A 17,615-nucleotide genomic window follows, 5' to 3' on the forward strand; every position below is an offset into this window, starting at 1 on the left:
CCCACCTGGTTTCACTGGGGCTCGGGGCGCGCAGGCTTCGGAAACTCAGGACCAGTACGAGACGTGCGCCGTTGCCCCCGGCCCGAGGAGCGTGCACGCCACGACTGTGAGAGCTGGCATGAGAAACAGGATCGCGCAGCCGGGGCAGCCAGGCGGCGAGCGCCACGAGGGCTATGACCACTCCCCGCCAGGGCGGAATGCCGGCTTCCCGGCAGGGCTTTGGCCAGTGGAACGGAGATGCCGGACGACAGTGCGGCGACCAGTCCCATCACGGTGACGCAGAGGGCGCTGACGGTGTGCCCCTGAGGTCCGGGGACGGGAGTGCGGATCACCGTGGGCAGCAGGACATTGCCCACCGCGATCGCTGCCGACAGGATCACCGTTCCGAGGAACAGGCATGCGATCGACGGGAGGGACCGGGACCACAGTGCCACTGTCAGGAATGCGAGGGCAGCGACGAACAGGCGCGTGGTGCCGACCCGGTGCGAGATACGGCCGACAAAGGGTGAAGTGACCGCGAACATGAGTAGCGGCAATGTGTTCAGCACACCACCCGCTGACGCCGTCAACCCGGTGTCGCGCTCGATCGACGGCAGCAGCGTGCCCACGCTCGTCAGCGTCGCGCGCAAGTTGGCCGCCACCAAGAGGATCGCGATCAGGAGGCCGGCCGCCATGGCGGCCATGACCGGTTTTCCGGTGGTCACGGCCAGGCCCGGGTCGATGTGGATGTCCGGGGGCTTCGAGAGGGTCACTTCGGCGGTGCCGTTTCGGTTTCGGTGAGCTTCACGATCTCGCTGGCGGCCGCGTCCCGCGCGCCCTCGGCCTCGTCGAGAAGGCTCCGAAGACGGACCAGGTCGTCGCCGGTGCAGGCCCACGTGCACGAGCGCGCCGAGCGTTTCGCGCACTGTCGTGCGCCCGACTCCGATCTGCTTGACCAGGTCGTGTTCGGGCGGGATCCACGTTCCGACCGGCCAGGCGCCGGATTCGATCTGCTCACGGAGGGCGTCCACCAGTTGCGCCGGCAGACTCGCGACTCGGCGCGGTGCGTCCAGGCCCTGCGTGCGTTGCCGCACGACCCCACTGTGAACGGTCTTGAGTGCGTGCCTACGAACGGCAAGCACTACATCGAGGTCTCGCACACGGACTGAGCGGTTCGCCTGCCGGTTCAGGTTCGCCCGATCGAGGTACGCCTCGATCGGGCGTTCCCGTGTCGCAGGCTGGTCGCGGCCCGGATTTCACCCGACCGGACGCAGCCGACCCGGCCACGTCCACACCGGGGTCGCGTTTCGGTGTCATTGGCCTGACACACCTGGCTGTCCGTATCTGGTGGCGCAACCCGGGCGTCCCGTGCCACGCGTACGGCCGGCCCGTCACGTTGCCCGCTTCTGTTGACTGCTTGGTGATCCTGCGCATCCGTCGAGCCGTATGCACTGGGTGGGTCACCCACATACAAGCGCGTGACGAGCCTCAGTCATCCGAGGAAATGACGGGCACATAGCTGCTGGACTCGTCAATTCACGAATCTCAACTGGTGATTCCAATCGCCACCATGGCTGCATGGACCAACACATACCTGTTCTGCCCCCGCTTCTGCGGCACGTGCAGAAGTTCGCCGGAACCTATGTCGGCACGGACTCGAAGCCGCATGGCCGGACGTACTGCGAGTACGGTCTCGCGTGTTTCAGCAGCGACGACCTCGTCACCATCGTCAGCGATGGCCTCCGGCACGTCGAAGCCGATGTTCCTTTCGGCGAGGAGCTGGCCTGCACGCTGCGGCGGAGCCAAATCGGGCATGCCCGAGCGCTCATTCGCTACGGGTGCGATTACGTCACCGAGACGCGACGCGGCCTGGAGTTCGGCCAAGTGCTGGACAACGTGGAGGAATGCTTCGAGGACTCCGGCATCGTCGCCGTGCTCGCGTCGAGCCACCCGCGCTTCGTGTCCGACTTCAACTACCTCCCCACATTTCCGGGTGCCGCTCTCACCAGCGAGAACGTCGAGTTCCAGATCATCACGCTGATACCGCTCACCCGCGCGGAGGTCGGCTGCGCCGTGCAGGACGCGGACACGCTCTACGACCACTGGGACATCGTCCGGCCTGATCTTTTCGACATCACCAGGCCTTCCACGTTGTGACACCGCGGCCGGCTGGCGCGTTCCCGCGCCAGCCGGTTTTCACACGATCGACGGATTGCCCAATGGCGATCTTGATCGACCGTGATCGGGTTGCGACAATTCCCTGTCGGGTGCATTCGGGTTGCTTCGCCGGGAGCGGTACAGTTCCTCGTTCCCGCATCCGAAGACGTCAGAGGGGGGCCTGTGACGCGTTCTGGACCGATGTTCGGACTACTGGCCGTGTTCGCGGAGTTGCCGGCGAACGGACTGTCGTGAGCACGCCACTGCGCAAGCGGGCATTGCTGATCGGCATCGGAACCTATCGGGACCGGGACCTTTCACCGCTTCCGTGCACCGCGGTGGACACGGCGCAGCTGCGGCAGGTTCTCGAACACCCCGCCATCGGCGCGTTCAGCGAGGTCCGGGTCGTCGTCGATCCCGGCGCGGACGTGATGCGCCAGGAGATCAGCGCGTTCACCGAGGACCTCGGGCCCGCGGACCTCGGGCTGCTCTACATCAGCGGGCACGGCGCCCGGATGTCGCAGACCACCGGGGAGTTCTTCTTCATCGCCTCGGACACCGACGTGCGGCGGATGGCGTCGACCGGGGTCGGCGCCACCTTCGTCAACGAGCAGCTGGAACAGGCCGCCGCGCCGCAGAAGGTCGCGATCCTCGACTGCTGCCAGAGCGGTGGCTACAGCCTGGGTTTCCGCACCCGCAACACGAAATCGCCCGAGCCGCCGGTGGCTCCGCTCACCAGCCGCGGTGTCTACGTCCTCTCGTCCTCGGGCGCCGACGAGTCCTCCTACGCCGGCAACGCGACGTCGGACGGTTCGACTCCGTCGGTGTTCACCGAGGAACTAGTCAACGCGCTGCGCACCGGGCGGGGCGACACGGGCAACGACGGAATCGTGTCCGTGGACGAACTGTTCCACTACGTCAACCAGCAGGTCCGCCGACGTGACCTGCCGACGCCGCAGACGCCGCTGTTCTCGGCCGACAAGGTCAACACGCGGATCGACCTCGCCCGCAGCTACGCGGGTCCGCCGTTGCCGGTGGTCACCGCCAGTTCGCCCGTCCAGCTCGGGGCGGCTCGCGCGGTCGCGGGAAGCCACGGCACGGACGCGTGGGGCCTGCTGATCGAGTACTACCGGCAATGCCTGGGCGCCGCGGCCTCGTCGGACATGCCGCTGCTGAGCGTCGACCAGGTCGGCGACGGATACGTCTGCCTGCCCGGCACCGAGCGCCTGCTGTCCGGCGATCTGGACAGCACCGGGTCGATCCCCGTGCCTGAGGATGCCGTCGACTTCGTCGAGCAGGCGGCATTGCAGGAAACTGACCTGTGGTACGGCTATCCGGCCGTGGTCCTGTTGTCCGACAAGAACGGCAACGCTTTACGCGTGCCGCGGTTCGCGCCGCTGTTCGTCCGGCAGGTCCAGGTCGTCGCCGGCAGCGACGGCATGCGGTTGGAGCCCTTCGGCGAACCCGAGCCGCACCCGCGACTGGCCGAGAACCTTCTCGGTGCCGACGAGGCCGAGCAGATGCGGGCGACGTACCAGGCGACCTGGACCAGCGGGATGCACAGCCAGATGGTGCAGGAGATCCGGCATTTCCTCAGGGAGGAGTTCCACCTTCCTGACGTGCAACAACTGTTGCCGCTCGACCTCGAGCCGACCGTCGACACCAGGACGCCCGTCCAGGGCGCACGCAACGCCGCGGTCCTGTTCCGCGTGCACAGCTCCGAGAACGTGAACCAGCAACTGCTGCGCGATCTCGACAAGATCGCGTCCGGCAAGGACTCCATCAGGGGCACGGCTCTCGCCGCCCTGCTGGACGCGACAGCTGACCAGCAAGTGGGCCCCGACTGGAAGCCGGTGACGCCCTTCGCCGCCAACGAAGGGCAGGACGCCGTCCTGCGATCAGCGATGACCAGGCGGTTGACCGTGGCAACGGGTCCACCAGGGACCGGCAAGAGCCAACTGGTCGCCAACCTCGCGGCGACCGCGGTGGCGAATGGACAGTCCGTGCTTGTGGCGTCGACGAACAACCGTGCCGTTGACGAGGTGGCGCAACGATGCCAGGACATGGTCACGGGTTCCCTGGTCCGGACGGGCAACGTCGAGGCCAAGAGGAAAGAACGCGAGACTCTTCGGCAGCTGACCACGAAACAGCTGCCGAAGATCAACGTCAGCACCGCGGCAGCACAGCTTTTCCACGCCCGCAAGGCGTTGGACGAGACCGTGACAGCGATGGCGTACAAAGCACGGCTGGAACACGATCTCCTGCGATCGGCTGAGGCGAACGAAACAGCAGCGACGGCGCTGGCCAGCACCCCGGAGTCGTTGCGCGCTCACTTCGCGGCCCGGATCGACCTGGACGCCCTCGCGCACCGAGCCGGCAAGGCCGCGGCGGCGCGCTTGTTCGCACGGTGGCGCCAAGGCCGTTTCCTCCGCCGGATGGAATGGTCGGGCGAGCCGTCGCCCGACCTCTGCTCCGCGATCGCGACCTGGGCCGCGGCGGAACGGAACTGGCAGAAATTACTGGCCACGGCCAGAGATCTGCCAGACGACGACGCCCAGAAGCACTCGTTCGACGCGCGGCAGGAGTCCGTGCGGGAACGGTCCGAGACGCTGCTGGCAGCCTCGGTGGGAGCAGGCGTGCAGACGGGACGACAGCACCTGTCCGCGTTCATGCAGGTCTCCGGGAAGGACTGGCCGGAGCTGCGCGCCGTGCTGAAACACATCAAGGGGTGGGCGGTGACCACCTTGAGCGTTCGCCGTTTCCCACCGGATCCCGCGCTGTTCGACCTGGTCATCGTGGACGAAGCGAGCCAGTGTGCGATTCCCCAGGTGCTGCCGGTGCTGTACCGGGCCAAACGTGCGCTGATCATCGGCGACCCCATGCAACTGCCGCCCGTGGTGACGCTGCCGGCCGCACAGGAAGCCGAGATCCGCCGTGCTGTCGGTATTCAGGCGAGCTGGCTCGAGCAACGCCGTGCCACCTACCACCGGCACTCCGCGTTCCACGCCTTCGAGACCGCCGTCGGCGGCACCAGTCTGCTGCTGGACGAGCATTTCCGTTGCCATCCGGCGATCGCGGCGATCGCCAACGAACAGTTCTACGGCGGCCAGCTCACTGTGATGACCGACGTCGCCAAACAGCACGGGTTGTCACGCCCGGCTGTGCTCTGGGCCAAAGAGCGCGGCACGGCCCGTCGCGCCAAGGGCGGGTCGTGGATCAACGAAGCAGAGGTCGCGAAGGTCGTGAAATCCGTCGCGTACCTGCTCGAATCCTTACCTGAAGACGCCACGATCGGTGTCGTCACACCGTACAAGCCGCAGGCCCGGCTGCTGACCGACCGGCTGCCCCGCAACGACCGGATCCAGGTCGGGACGGTGCACACCTTCCAAGGCAGCCAGCGTGACGTCATCCTCTTCTCCTTGGTGGCCACCAAGGAGATGCCCCCGGGCAGCCGGGCGTGGCTGGCCAACCAGCTGTACCTGTGGAATGTGGCGATCACCCGGGCCAAGTCCCATCTCATCGTCGTGGGACATCCCGACTTCTGGGGTGGCCAGACCGGCGTCGGCCGGATCCTGGTGGACGCCGCCGCGTCCGCGTCGCGACAACAGGCGACCGACCTCGAGCTCGACCCGCTTCTGCTGCGGCTGCACGAGCAGCTGAGCAGCCGCGTCGAATGCCGTCTGCACGAGGTGGTTTCGGGCCACGTCGCCGACGCCGTGGTGGTGGACCCGTCCGGCACGAGCACTATCCTGCTCGACCGCGGATACGAAGACACCGACCCGGCGCGGCATCTGCGCCTGCAGTACGAACGCAAGCGACTCCTGGCCCAGCCTGACCAACCCGCGAGGCGAATGCCTGCCTGGCGGTTGTTCGACCAGCCCAAGGCCACCTGATGGCCGACGCCGGGGCACGACGAAAGCAGGTGGGCGCCAAGGCTCGGGAGAAGCTGGACGCACTGGACGCGCTCCTGCGACAGGCAACAGCCCTTGTCGACGCGCCGCAAGCGTTGCGAGAGAACGCGACCGAGGCCGCGAACAAGCTGATCGAAGCTCAGGTTCTCCGGAAACTCCGTGCCACCCCGCTCAACGACCTGCGCAACGTGGTCGCCAAAGGTGTCCGCTTCGGCAAACTGGCCGACGCCGGGTACCGAACGGCGGCGGACATCCGGTCGGTGCCGGTGTCCGCGCTCATCGCCGTGCAGGGCGTCGGGGAGAACTCGGCCAAGGCGATCTCCCGGGCCGCCGCGCAGGTCGCTCAGCAGTTCCGGCAGGACACGGTGATCCGGTTCGACGTGAGCGGGCGACCGGCGCGGGACACCGAGTTGCTGAGCAGCCTGGTCAAGCTGCGGGCAGCCGAGCAGGCCGCCAAGCGGCTGCGTCCCGATGTCGAACGGCTGCGCGACCAGGCCTCGCCGTTGTCCGAAGCGGCTCGCAGAGCCAGGAGCAGAGTCCGGATGTTCTTCTCCGGCAAGGAGAAGAGAACCGCCGCGCTGACTGCGCTGCAGGACATCGAGGCGTTGCTCGCCGGATCCGGTGTCACCGCGCTGCGGCGGGACATCGCGTCGGCCGAGGCCGCGGTGGCGGCCACGGGTTCCCAGACGGACGAGCTCTGGCGCAGCTACGAGAGCTCCGCCGCGGACATCAGTTCGCTCCTCTCGACACTCTCCGGCGTCCAGCGCGCCGACGACACGGAAGCCGCCCATGGCTACGCGTCCAACGACCTGGCCCGCAAGATCCAGGCGGTCCCGCTGGACACGAGCCGTCTCACCGCCACCTTGCGCGGCTACCAGGTTTTCGGCGCGCAGTACGCCATCACGCAGCGGCGCGTCATCCTCGGCGACGAGATGGGACTGGGCAAGACCGTCCAGGCACTGGCCGCCGCGGCTCATCTGGCCGCGAACGGCCAGAACCTGTTCCTGGTCGTCTGCCCGGCGAGCGTGCTCGTCAACTGGATCAATGAAATCGGCAAACACACTGTTCTGCCCGCGCACGGGTTGTACGGAGCCGGGCGGGACGCGGCCACCGAAGCCTGGGCACGGCAAGGCGGTGTCGCCGTCACCACCTACACCACCTTGGGCCGGCTGAGCCTGCCGACCGCGCGGTTGAGCATGGTCGTCGTCGACGAAGCGCACTACGTCAAAAACCCGCAGGCGCAACGCACTCAGGCCGTGCTGTCCGTGGTGGACAAGGCGGAACGGGCTCTCTTCCTGACAGGCACGCCGATGGAGAACCGCGTCGAGGAGTTCAGGAACCTGGTCGGCTACCTGCAACCGGCGATCGCAGCAAAGGTCCAGCCGCTCGACGCGCTCGGCGGCGCACGAGCGTTCCGCCGGGCTGTCGCGCCTGTGTACTTGCGCCGCAACCAGGAAGATGTTCTGCGCGAGTTGCCTGAGCGGCTGGAGATGGACGACTGGGTGCAGTTCTCCGACGCCGACGAACGGCACTACCGCAGAGCCGTCATGTCCGGGCACTACATGAAGATGCGGCGTGCGGCGTTCATGGCGGGTAAGGGCGGCTCAGCCAAGGTGGAGCGGCTGCTGGAGATCGTCGAGGAGTCAGCGGCCAGTGAGTGGAAGGTCATCGTCTTCTCCTATTTCCTCGATGTGCTTGCCTGCGTCCGCGAAGCCGTCGGGCCGGTGGCGTTCGGGCCGCTGACCGGATCGGCTTCGCCCAGGCGCAAGCAGGAGCTGGTCGACAGCTTCTCGCGGCGCTCGGGCCACGCCGTGCTGCTGAGCCAGATCGAAGCGGGCGGCGTCGGCCTGAACATCCAGGCCGCGTCGGTGATGATCATCACCGAGCCGCAGTGGAAACCGAGCACCGAGGACCAGGCGATCGCCCGAGCCCACCGGATGGGTCAGTTCCGCAAGGTCCACGTCCACCGCCTGATGGCGAAGGATTCCGTCGACGAACGCATCCGGGAGATCCTCGAAGGCAAGACCCGGTTGTTCGACGCCTACGCCCGCAAGAGCACAGCGAAGGAATCCGACGCTCGCGCCGTGGACACGGCATGGCACAGCGAGGAAGCGGCCAAAGGCCGGATCGTCGAGGTCGAACGGCGGCGGCTCGGCGGCGACGACTACTGAGCGGCCAGGGCTAACAGGATGTGCTCGTCCTCGCCGTGCCGGATGGTCCCGACCTGCTGGAAGCCGTGTTTCTCCAACAGGCGGACGGAGGCAACGTTGCCGGAGAAGGGATCCGCGTACAGCGGACGGGTCTGCTCCGCAGCCAGGAACAGGCTCAACGCCCGCGTCGCGATCCCCCTGCCCCAGTACTCGCGGCCGAACCAGTAGCCGAGGAACCTCTGGTTCTTCTCCCACCAGGCGATCACGTTGCCCGCTGGTTCGCCGTTGACCGCCACCGTCTGCACGAAGGTCAGCGGGTCGCCCAGTATCTCCTTCCTCCAGTGGGCTGTGAACGCCTCTTCGTCGCGTGGCTCGAACCGCGACCGGCGGACAGCTTCCGGGTCCTGCTCCTGCTCGTGGAAAGTCCGCAGGTCGGCCTCGCGGACGTCTCTCAGCTGCACGTCGTCTGTCATGTCGCGGGAGTCTGCCACCGGGTACCGACAATTCAGGTGGGTTCGCAGAGTTCTTCGAGGTGATGCGCCAATAGGGCCTTGACCTGGTCGGCGGGCATGCGGTCCGGACGGGTCACCGCGTGCACCGCCAGGCCGTCGACCAGGGCGTGGAGGCGCTGGGTTTCCTGTTCGAGGTCCAGTTCCGGTCTGACCAGGTTCGCCTCGACCAGGGCCTGGATCACCAGTCCGAACAGGTGCCGGAGGCCGTCGTAGACCTCGTCGTTGAGCTTGCTCAGGCCGCGGGTGGTCAGTTCGGCGCCGAGGAACGCCAGCCAGATCTGGGTTTCCCGCCTGGTTTCCTCGTCGAGGGGCAGTACCGCGTGGACGACCTGCTCGATCAGCTCGCGAGGCGGGGCGGTGACGTCCAGCGCTCGCAGTCGCGCGGTGGTCCGTTCGCCGACCAGCCGGAGCGAGAACGACAGGAGCTCGGCCTGCGAACCGAAGTAGTGCCGCAACGAGCCCATCGACAGGCCGGCCTCCCGGGCGACGTTGCGCACCGACGCCCCGATCAGGCCGTCCCGCAGGACCACCCGCCACACCGCCTCGGCCAGCTCCCGCCTACGGACATCCGGATCAACCACAACCACGGAAGCAACCGTAACACAACTGTGCTAAAGTGCGACTAGCACACTCGTGCTACTGGGATCGCGAGGGGAAGAAGATGAAACTCGGACGGTTGGGCGCAGCCTTGTGCGCCCTGGTGATGGTGCTCCCGGCGGCCCCCGCCGCGGCCGAATCGAACGCGGTCGTGCGGACCGACCGCGGCCTGGTCCGGGGAGTGGCCGAGCCGGAAGTGACGACGTTCCACGCCATCCCGTTCGCCGCGCCACCGACCGGCCGGTCGCGCTGGCAGGCCCCACGCCCGGCGCCACCCTGGCCGGGCGTCCGGGACGTCACCGAACCACCACCGACCTGCCTGCAGGATCTGACGAGTGAGCCAGGGCCGCAGTCGGAGGACTGCCTGTACCTGACCGTGAACACGCCAGGAGGAGCGAGCCCGCGCCGGCCGCGTCCGGTGGTGGTCTGGTTGTACGGCGGCGGTTTCTACTCCGGCGGCAACCGGGACTACGACGCCCGCAGGCTAGCCGACGAAGGGGATGTCGTTGTCGTGTCCCCGAACTACCGCCTCGGCATCTTCGGTTTCCTCGCCCTGCCCGGGTTGGCCGACGGTGGTTCGTTCGGACTGCTCGACCAACAGGCCGCGCTGCGGTGGACGCAACGCAACGTCCGCGCGTTCGGTGGCGATCCCGGCAACGTCACGTTGATGGGTGAATCCGCCGGCGCGATGAGCGCTTGCGCACAGCTCACATCCCCTGGGGCGGCGGGATTGTTCCACCGCGCGATCATGCAGAGCGGCACGTGCCTGCTCGATTGGCCCCTCGGGACCGGCACGCTCGACCATGTGGCCTCGCCGTTCGTGTCGCGGCACAGCTCAGTCGCCAAAGGACTGCAGGAGGCCGCCGTCCAAGGTTGCAGCGACCCGGTGACCGCAGTGGAATGCATGCGCGCCAAAGCACCTGACGCACTGCTGCCACGTATGCAGGAGTTCATGCCGGTCCACGACACCCGCACCCTGCCTACTCATCCCGCCGAAGCACTACGTGCCAACAGGTTCCACCGCGTGCCGGTACTCATTGGCGCCACCCGTGACGAAAGCAGCTCGTCCATTCCCGGCTTCGCACCTGAACCGCTGTCGCCCGCCGGATACCGCACAATGCTCGAGGCCGACTTCGGACCAGTGGTCGGCGCAGAGGTAGCCAGGCAGTACCCGCCGCAGAACGGCGACAACCGAATCGTCTACGCGACCGTCCACACCGACCGGATCTGGGCACACACGAGCCACGAAACCCAACGCCTGCTCGCAAGGCACGTACCGGTTTTCGCGTTCGAGTTCGCCGACCGATCGGCCCCGGTGCTGCCCGGAATCCACCAGCCCGGCTACCCCCTCGGCGCCTACCACGGCTCAGACGTGGCCTACCTGTTCGACCTCCCCGGATACACCCCACCCTTCACCCCGGGACAACGACGTCTGTCCAGCCAGATGATCCGATACTGGACCCAGTTCGCCCGAACCTCAAACCCCAACGCCCCCGGATTACCCCACTGGCCCCGATTCCCCCAGGCACAATCCCTCGCCCCCGACACAACCCACCCAATGGACTACGAAGCCGAACACCACCTCGCCTTCTGGCACCGTGTACGCGGCTGGTAGCCCCATCTCGGCTCGCCGTACGCACCGGACACCTCTCCCTCGCGAATCAGGAACACCACCTGCACAGCCAGGACTTACGTCGGCTGAACGCCGACGTAGGCCCACACACCCCCGGGTCCATGCAGCGTCCCCGTGCACAGCGCGGCTGAGGCACTGTCACTTGACCAGGGCGCACTGCCACAACAACCAGACATACGAGGTGATCTCAGCAAGATCATTGCCAGGAAAGCTAACGATCCTGGCCGGGTAGCCGTCCGAGGACTGGGTTCGCGACGACTCAGCCCCGGAAGGCTCCCCGCGATCACCTATCGAGCCACACTCGATGTCACCCACCCACGCATGCACCACGCCACCCACGACCTCGAACACAGCGTCGCCGCCCACTCAAGGCTGAACGCGCCCGGATCAGTACCCGCACCGATCGCACCACGCCGAAACCACCCTCAACCCACCGCCACAAACCCACCGCCACAAACCCATCGGCGTCTTACACACCGGCAAACCCGCATCCACGCCGGCCTGATCACCGATCTGATCACCGTGGCAACCACCTCCGACGGGTTCCCGATCCGGCTCAACCCAGCCGAACCCGGCCGCACCCACGACCTGGCTCCCGCCAGTACGCCCTGCTGCGCGCCGCCACCCATCTCGACCTGCCCACTTTCGCCGACGAGGCCCGCCAGAGGCTGAATGGAGGCGGCCGTTGTTGCGCCTAGCTCGCAGAAACGCGCCCGCCGGTCCTCTGTCACCCCTGACCCGCAGGCAACATTGCTGGTACTCCTTGTCGCGCAGGGGATCTCGTCAGCCGGGGCGGATGCCCAAGGGCCTGCCTTCTCAATGGCGAGGACGTCCTGCACGGGCCAGAACCTTGTCGTGGCTACCAGGCCCGATCAACGCCGACCGGCCCTTCCTCACTCGTCGATCCGCACACTCACCGCCTACCTGCGCGGCTTCACTGGCACAGCAATCCAGAAGGGAGAGGCTCAGGCCTGCTCGGCCGTGCGCACGCCAACCGACCCGCAAATCGCGACGACCGCAGCCGCCTGTGCTGGTTGACCAACGCCGCCGCGCGACACCATCGGAGGCGAGATCAACAAACGAAAGGGCGGCAGCCCCAGGGAAGGCCTATGCGAAGCAGGATCGGTCCCGTCGAAGCCGGTTGATCAGCTCTCGAACGGTGCCGTCATCAACCACGAAAGGCCAGGCGATGACCGACAAGCAGTCGTCACCGCCATACCTGCGCCACCACCTCCTGCCGATGGCGCAGAACTGGCGCTGCCCATAGTGTGACTCTGCCTAGTACTGCAACGACAGGTTGTAATCTGTGGTCGTGTCGTGGTAGTTGATCTTGGTGTTGGTGGAAGAGATGGCGACTGGGTGGTCGGCAAGTTTCGAGGCGTTCATGGGTCGGTTCGCGGCGCGGTTTCCCAGGGTCGAGTCCCGGCGGCAGATGCGGTCGTATGTGCGGGGTTTGCTCAGCGAGACCGAGCGGAAGAATGGTTGGACGCTGGCCGAGGCCGTGGGAGACGCTGGGCCGGAACGGATGCAGCGGTTGCTGAACTTCTACGCCTGGGATGCCGACGGTGTGCGTGATGAGGTGCGTGGCGCGGTGATCGAGGTTCTCGGTGATGAACGGCAGGGTGTGCTGATCGTCGATGAGACTGGCTTTCTGAAGAAGGGGACCACGTCCGCCGGGGTCGCCCGTCAGTACTCCGGTACCGCCGGTCGGATCGAGAACTCGCAGATCGGTGTGTTCCTGGCGTATGCCTCGGAGCGGGGCCGGGCGTTGATCGATCGGGAGTTGTACCTGCCCAAGGAGTGGATCTCTGATCGGGAGCGCTGCCGCCGGGCCGGTATCCCGGATGAGGTGACGCTGGCGACCAAACCCGTTCTGGCGCGACGGATGATTGAGCGCGCTAGGCGTGGCGGGATGCCGTTCGGGTGGGTCACCGGCGATGAGGCCTACGGCGTGGACACGAAGTTGCGGATGTGGCTGGAATCCGAGGACATCGCCCATGTCCTGGCGGTGGCGAAGAACTCGATGGTGGTCACCATGCAGTTGACCAAGGTTCGGGTCGATCGGGTCATCGCCGAGGTGACCGAGGACTCATGGACACGGATGAGTTGTGGTGACGGTGCTCATGGTCACCGGGTGTACGACTGGGCGCTGGTTGATATCCGCCCGCTGCGATTGACCGAGCGAGGGCATTGGCTGCTGGCTCGCCGCAGCCTGACCGATCCCACCGACATCGCCTACTACGTCTGTTTCGGCCCTGGTGAGACCACTCTGGAGCGCCTTGTACGTGTCGCGGGATCTCGTTGGGCCATTGAGGAATCCTTCCAGACCGCCAAGAACGAGACCGGGCTGGACCATTACCAGGTTCGAGGTTATGCGGCGTGGTACCGGCATATCACATTGTCCATGGCTGCCGCGGCATTTCTGGTGATCACCAGAGAAGCCGCGAAAAAGGGGGCACCACATCCGGTACCGACCGCGCCCTGATTCCGCTGTCCGCCAACGAGATCCGCCGCTTATGGAATCGGATCACAGCACCGGTGGTCCACACGATCCGCCACGTCGTGCACTGGTCGAACTGGCGACGAACAAGCCAGACCCGCGCCCGTATCAGCCACTACCGCAGACGCGGACATCACAACCTGTCGTTGCAGTACTAGGACCGCGGTCAGCTTCTACCAGCACACGCAACTGTGCTGCGCCAGCAGCGGGATCACGGGATTCCGACGCGTCGGCACCCGCAGAACACTGCCGCGGTGGTCACACACCTCCACCACCGCGGCCACGCCCCCGGACTACTGGTCGCAGAGGTCAGGCGTCCAGTTTTCCGCCGATGGCCCAGTGTTCGCCTGGGACTTCGTTGATCACGACCCAGATTCCGTCGCGGGTTTGGCCCGGGTTGCCGCACGTCTCCAGGAAGACGTCCGTCACTCGTTCGGCGAGTGCCGCCTTCTGCTCGGCTGTGCGGCCGGACAACATCTGGACACTGATCATCGGCATGGCCGGTTTCCCTTCGTCTCGAGTCGCTCGAGTCTTTCCGGTGGCCGGGCGTCAAGTCCACGCTCCCGGCTGGGCTGCCGCTGACCTCGTCAGGTGTGGCGGTGGCCCCGCCGTGGGGGTTCGGCGGGGCCACCTGTCCGTTGGTTTCTCAGCGTTTCGGTTTGGGGGTCAGTGCCAGTTCGACGGTGTTGCCCGGCCCTTCTGTGAAGGCGCTCACCAGGCTGGTCAACGGGCCGCAGCCGCGCAGCGAGGGCAGGGTGTACTTGCCGGTGAGACTGCCGCCCTTCAGCGGGTTGAAACCGGGCTTCGATGCCAGCGGCACGTCGACCGGCCTGCTGGTCTGGCAGGTCGGCGACGAGCTGATCGGGAAGCCGAGCAGGCTGACCCGCGGCAGTTTCACCGTCACGGTCGACTTCGACGCCAGCACGCCGTCCGCGGACAGGGTGCCGGTGGTCTTCCCTGCCGGGGCGAACTCGATCTTCGCCCAGACCGGGATGAAGCCGAACAGCCGGAACTGGCCGGTGGCCGGGTCCAGTTTCAGGTCGCCTTGGAAGGCACCGGTGCCGGGTGTGAACAGCACCGAGATGCCACCGTTCAGTGCGACGGTCCCGTTGGCTGCCTTGATCCGGCTCTTGCCGTTGATGGTGTAGGCGTACGGGATTTCGTTGTTGGTGCGTGGCTTGGTCTTGGCCTTCACCGGTGCACTGGCCGCCGAGAGGTTGCCTGCGGCGTCCTTCGCCTTGACGGTGAAGGTGTATTCCGTGTCCGGTGTCAGGCCGCCGACTGTCGTCGACGTGCCGGTGACGGAGGTGTTCGCGGCGCCGTTGTACAGCTCGTAGCCGACGACAGCGACGTTGTCCGTGGAGGCGTCCCATGCCAGGGTGATGGCGGTTTCGGTTGTCCCGGTGGCTCGGACGTTGCCGGGAACGGTAGGTGCCTCTGTGTCCTTGCTGGTGGTGGTCACCTTGATCTCGGCGCTGGGGTCGGACACGTTGCCTGCGGCGTCCTTCGCCTTGACCGTGATGGCGTACGCGGTGCCGCGGGTGAGGCCGTCGATGGTCGCCTCGGTGCCTGGCCCGCTTGCCTTCGGGGTGCCGTTGACGAGCACTTCGTACCCGGTGACGCCCACGTTGTCGGTGGACGCGTCCCAGGCCAGCTTGATGCTGGTCTCGGTCACCGCGGTGGCACGGACGCCGGTCGGCGCGCTCGGCGGGGTGATGTCGGGCTTCTTGAGTGTCCTGGCTTTCACCGCCGCGCTTTGGGCGGACTTGTTGCCTGCGGCGTCCTTCGCCAGCACCGTGAACGTGAACTCGGTGTCCTCGGCGAGACCTTCGATCGTGGCGGCGGCACCGGTGACACTGGTGGCGGACTGGCCGTTGACGAAGACCTCGTACCCGGTGACGCCCACGTTGTCGGTGGACGCGTCCCAGGTGAGGTTGATGCTGGCTGTGGTGGCGTTGCCCGCCTTCAGGTTCTGCGGCACGGACGGCGCCTCACGGTCCGGCGAGGCCAATGTCTTGCCGGAAACCGGCGCGCTCTGCGCCGACTTGTTCCCCACGGCGTCCTTCGCCAGCACCGTGAAGGTGTACTCGGTGTCAGCAGTCAAACCATCCACAGTGGCGGAGGCGCCGGTGACGGTCGCCTTGGACTGGCCGTTGACGAACACCTCATAACCAGTCACACCAACGTTGTCCGTCGACGCGTCCCACGACAGCGCGATGCTGGTCTCGGTCGCGTTGCCGACCTTCACGTTCTGCGGCACCGTCGGCGCCACGGTATCCGGAGCAGCCGAGGTCCGCACGGTCAGCGCAGCACTCGGAGCAGAAGCATTCCCCGCAGCATCCTTCGCAACCACCGTAAAAACATACTCACTATCCGGCGACAAACCGCCCACAGTGGCCGACGCGCCGGTGGCAGTCGCCTTCGACTGGCCGTTGACGAACACCTCATAACCAGTCACACCAACGTTGTCGGTCGACGCATCCCATAACAGTGCGACACTGTTCGTCGTGACGTCACCCTTGCGCAGGTTCTGCGGAACCGACGGCGCCACAGTGTCAGGTGCGGGTGAAGTGCGCACGGTCAGCGGAGCACTCGCGTCGGAGACGTTGCCCGCGGCATCCTTGGCCTTCACCGTGAAGGCGTACTCACTATCCGGCGACAAACCATCCACAGTGGCCGACGTACCGGTGGCAGTCGCCTTCGACTGGCCGTTGACGAACACCTCATAACCAGTCACACCAACGTTGTCCGTCGACGCGTCCCACGACAGAGCCACACTGCTCGTCGTGACGTCTCCCTTGCGGACGTTCTGCGGGGCCGTGGGCTTCTCGGTGTCCGCCCCGGCTTCCACGGTGAAGGTGTGCAGGACGTTGGTCTGGCCGTCCTTGAGGGTGCAGTCCGCTGTGAAGGTGCCCAGGCCGGTCGGGGTTCCGTCGGCCTTCAGCGGCGTCATCTCCATCACCAGGTCGTGCACGGAAAGGGTTGCTGTGCCCGGCTTGTCGAACTTCAGCGCCGGTGCCGCGCCCTTCGCGGTGACGATCAACGGGTTGCCGACCTGCGGGATGGGCTGGTTGGGCACGTCCGTCGCCACCTGGACGGCCAGGTGACCCTGTGGGGCCGCGACCAGGGATGTGGCGCGGGCGGTGCCTTGGATCGTCTCGGCGCTCACCAGGCGCAGGCCCTGGGTCGCGGTCGGTCCCGCGTTCGCCACCGCCGTGATGTCGATCTTCGGTGTGAAGTCCCCGACCTTCACCTTGGCCGGCAGGGTGGCCGCGATGTCGACCGTGACGTCCTGGTTGCCGATCAGGGGGAACGGGCAGGTGTAGGCCTGCTTGAGCGGCGGGACGTTGCCCTGGCCGACGATCGTCTCCGGGGTCACGGGGTTGCCGGTCACGTCGTAGCTGTGCAGCAGGGTCGGCTGGCCGGTGTTGAGGGTGCAGCCCGAGGTGAACGTGCCGAGGTCGGTGGGGGTTCCGTCGGCCCGCAGCGGCGTCATCTCCATTTCCAGCGAGGTGACCGACAGCGTCGCTTTGCCTGGCTTGTCGAAACGCAGACCGGGCGCGCTTCCCTCGGCGTTCACGACGAGGTCGTTGCCGACGGCGGGGATCGCCTGCTTGGGCACGGTGGTGGGGACCTGGACGGTCAGCGAGCCCTGGTCGGCCGGTGCGGTCACGGTCGAGGTCGCACGCGCCGCGCCCTGGATGGATTCGGCGCCGACCAGGCGCAGGCCCTGGGTGGCTGTCGCGCCCGCGTTGGCCACTGCCTTGACGTTGATCGGCGGCGTGAACTGGCCGGTCGCGATGGTCGACGGCTGGTCGGCGGTGATCTGGACGGTGACGTTCTGGTTGCCGATCAACGGAAACGGGCAGCTGTAGGTCTGGGTGAGCTGGGCCTGGACAGCCAGCACGGGCGACGAGGCGGTGACCAGGCCGGTGACCACCAGCCCGGCGGCCAGAGCCGCCGCCATCCCCCTTGTCCATCTTCGACTGGAACTTCTCGGCATCACTGAGCATCCTCCCGGCAGGTAAGAAGAGCGCGCGAAATCAGACGGACGAAAAGGAACGTGTACGTTACAGCCGCGCTACGACAGGCCAAAATTAATCAGCGAAACCGCATGACGCAAGACCCGAAAAAAGCATCAGTACAGGTAGAACACTTTTGTCACGCATTGCCAAC

General features: G+C 66.6%; 10 protein-coding genes. 5 read left to right on the top strand and 5 right to left on the bottom strand.

Translation table 11 applies throughout. From position 1 onward, the window contains the following. Positions 1–11: 11 nt before the first annotated feature. On the bottom strand, positions 12–1,073 hold the full coding sequence (locus AOZ06_RS60845; protein WP_236951907.1) for a GntR family transcriptional regulator: 1,062 nt from the start codon (positions 1,071–1,073) through the stop codon (positions 12–14). Between the two features lie 484 nt (positions 1,074–1,557). Between AOZ06_RS60845 and AOZ06_RS41615 the strand changes: the two genes are divergently transcribed. From AOZ06_RS41615 to AOZ06_RS41625, 3 genes are all read left to right on the top strand, one after another. After that, entirely contained in the window at positions 1,558–2,136 is a 579-nt protein-coding gene (locus AOZ06_RS41615) for a suppressor of fused domain protein (RefSeq protein WP_054294399.1), read from the top strand. 251 nt (positions 2,137–2,387) lie between these two features. Beyond that, a complete protein-coding gene (locus tag AOZ06_RS41620; protein WP_054294400.1) occupies positions 2,388–6,029 on the top strand; it encodes a caspase, EACC1-associated type in 3,642 nt (1,213 codons plus the stop codon). After that, positions 6,029–8,218 (top strand): DEAD/DEAH box helicase, encoded by a 2,190-nt coding sequence (locus AOZ06_RS41625; protein WP_054294401.1) that lies wholly within the window; start codon positions 6,029–6,031, stop codon positions 8,216–8,218. The genes AOZ06_RS41620 and AOZ06_RS41625 overlap by 1 nt, the downstream gene beginning before the upstream one ends. Here the strand turns inward: AOZ06_RS41625 and AOZ06_RS41630 are convergent. After that, complete coding sequence (locus tag AOZ06_RS41630) at positions 8,212–8,670, bottom strand: GNAT family N-acetyltransferase (protein ID WP_179950774.1); 459 nt, start codon at positions 8,668–8,670, stop codon at positions 8,212–8,214. The two genes, AOZ06_RS41625 and AOZ06_RS41630, sit on opposite strands and share 7 nt — an antisense overlap. 32 nt (positions 8,671–8,702) lie before the next feature. After that, positions 8,703–9,296, bottom strand: coding sequence for a TetR/AcrR family transcriptional regulator (locus AOZ06_RS41635; RefSeq protein WP_054294402.1), 594 nt, complete (start codon positions 9,294–9,296; stop codon positions 8,703–8,705). Positions 9,297–9,370: 74 nt separating this feature from the next. On the opposite strand from AOZ06_RS41635, the gene AOZ06_RS41640 reads away from it, so the two are divergent. Together AOZ06_RS41640 and AOZ06_RS41650 are read left to right on the top strand one after the other, a co-directional pair. Further along, a complete protein-coding gene (locus AOZ06_RS41640) occupies positions 9,371–10,921 on the top strand; it encodes a carboxylesterase/lipase family protein (protein WP_225953030.1) in 1,551 nt (516 codons plus the stop codon). Between the two features lie 1,366 nt (positions 10,922–12,287). Continuing rightward, on the top strand, positions 12,288–13,424 hold the full coding sequence (locus AOZ06_RS41650) for an IS701 family transposase (RefSeq protein WP_083472547.1): 1,137 nt from the start codon (positions 12,288–12,290) through the stop codon (positions 13,422–13,424). A gap of 324 nt (positions 13,425–13,748) precedes the next feature. Here the strand turns inward: AOZ06_RS41650 and AOZ06_RS41655 are convergent, their stop codons facing one another. Further along, entirely contained in the window at positions 13,749–13,937 is a 189-nt protein-coding gene (locus AOZ06_RS41655) for a 2-hydroxymuconate tautomerase (RefSeq protein ID WP_054294404.1), read from the bottom strand. A 148-nt stretch (positions 13,938–14,085) separates the two neighbouring features. Beyond that, positions 14,086–17,406, bottom strand: a complete 3,321-nt coding sequence (locus AOZ06_RS41660; RefSeq protein ID WP_083472284.1) for a fibronectin type III domain-containing protein — start codon at positions 17,404–17,406, stop codon at positions 14,086–14,088. Positions 17,407–17,615 lie beyond the last annotated feature (209 nt).

The organism is Kibdelosporangium phytohabitans (assembly GCF_001302585.1).
GTDB classification, from domain to species: domain Bacteria; phylum Actinomycetota; class Actinomycetes; order Mycobacteriales; family Pseudonocardiaceae; genus Kibdelosporangium; species Kibdelosporangium phytohabitans.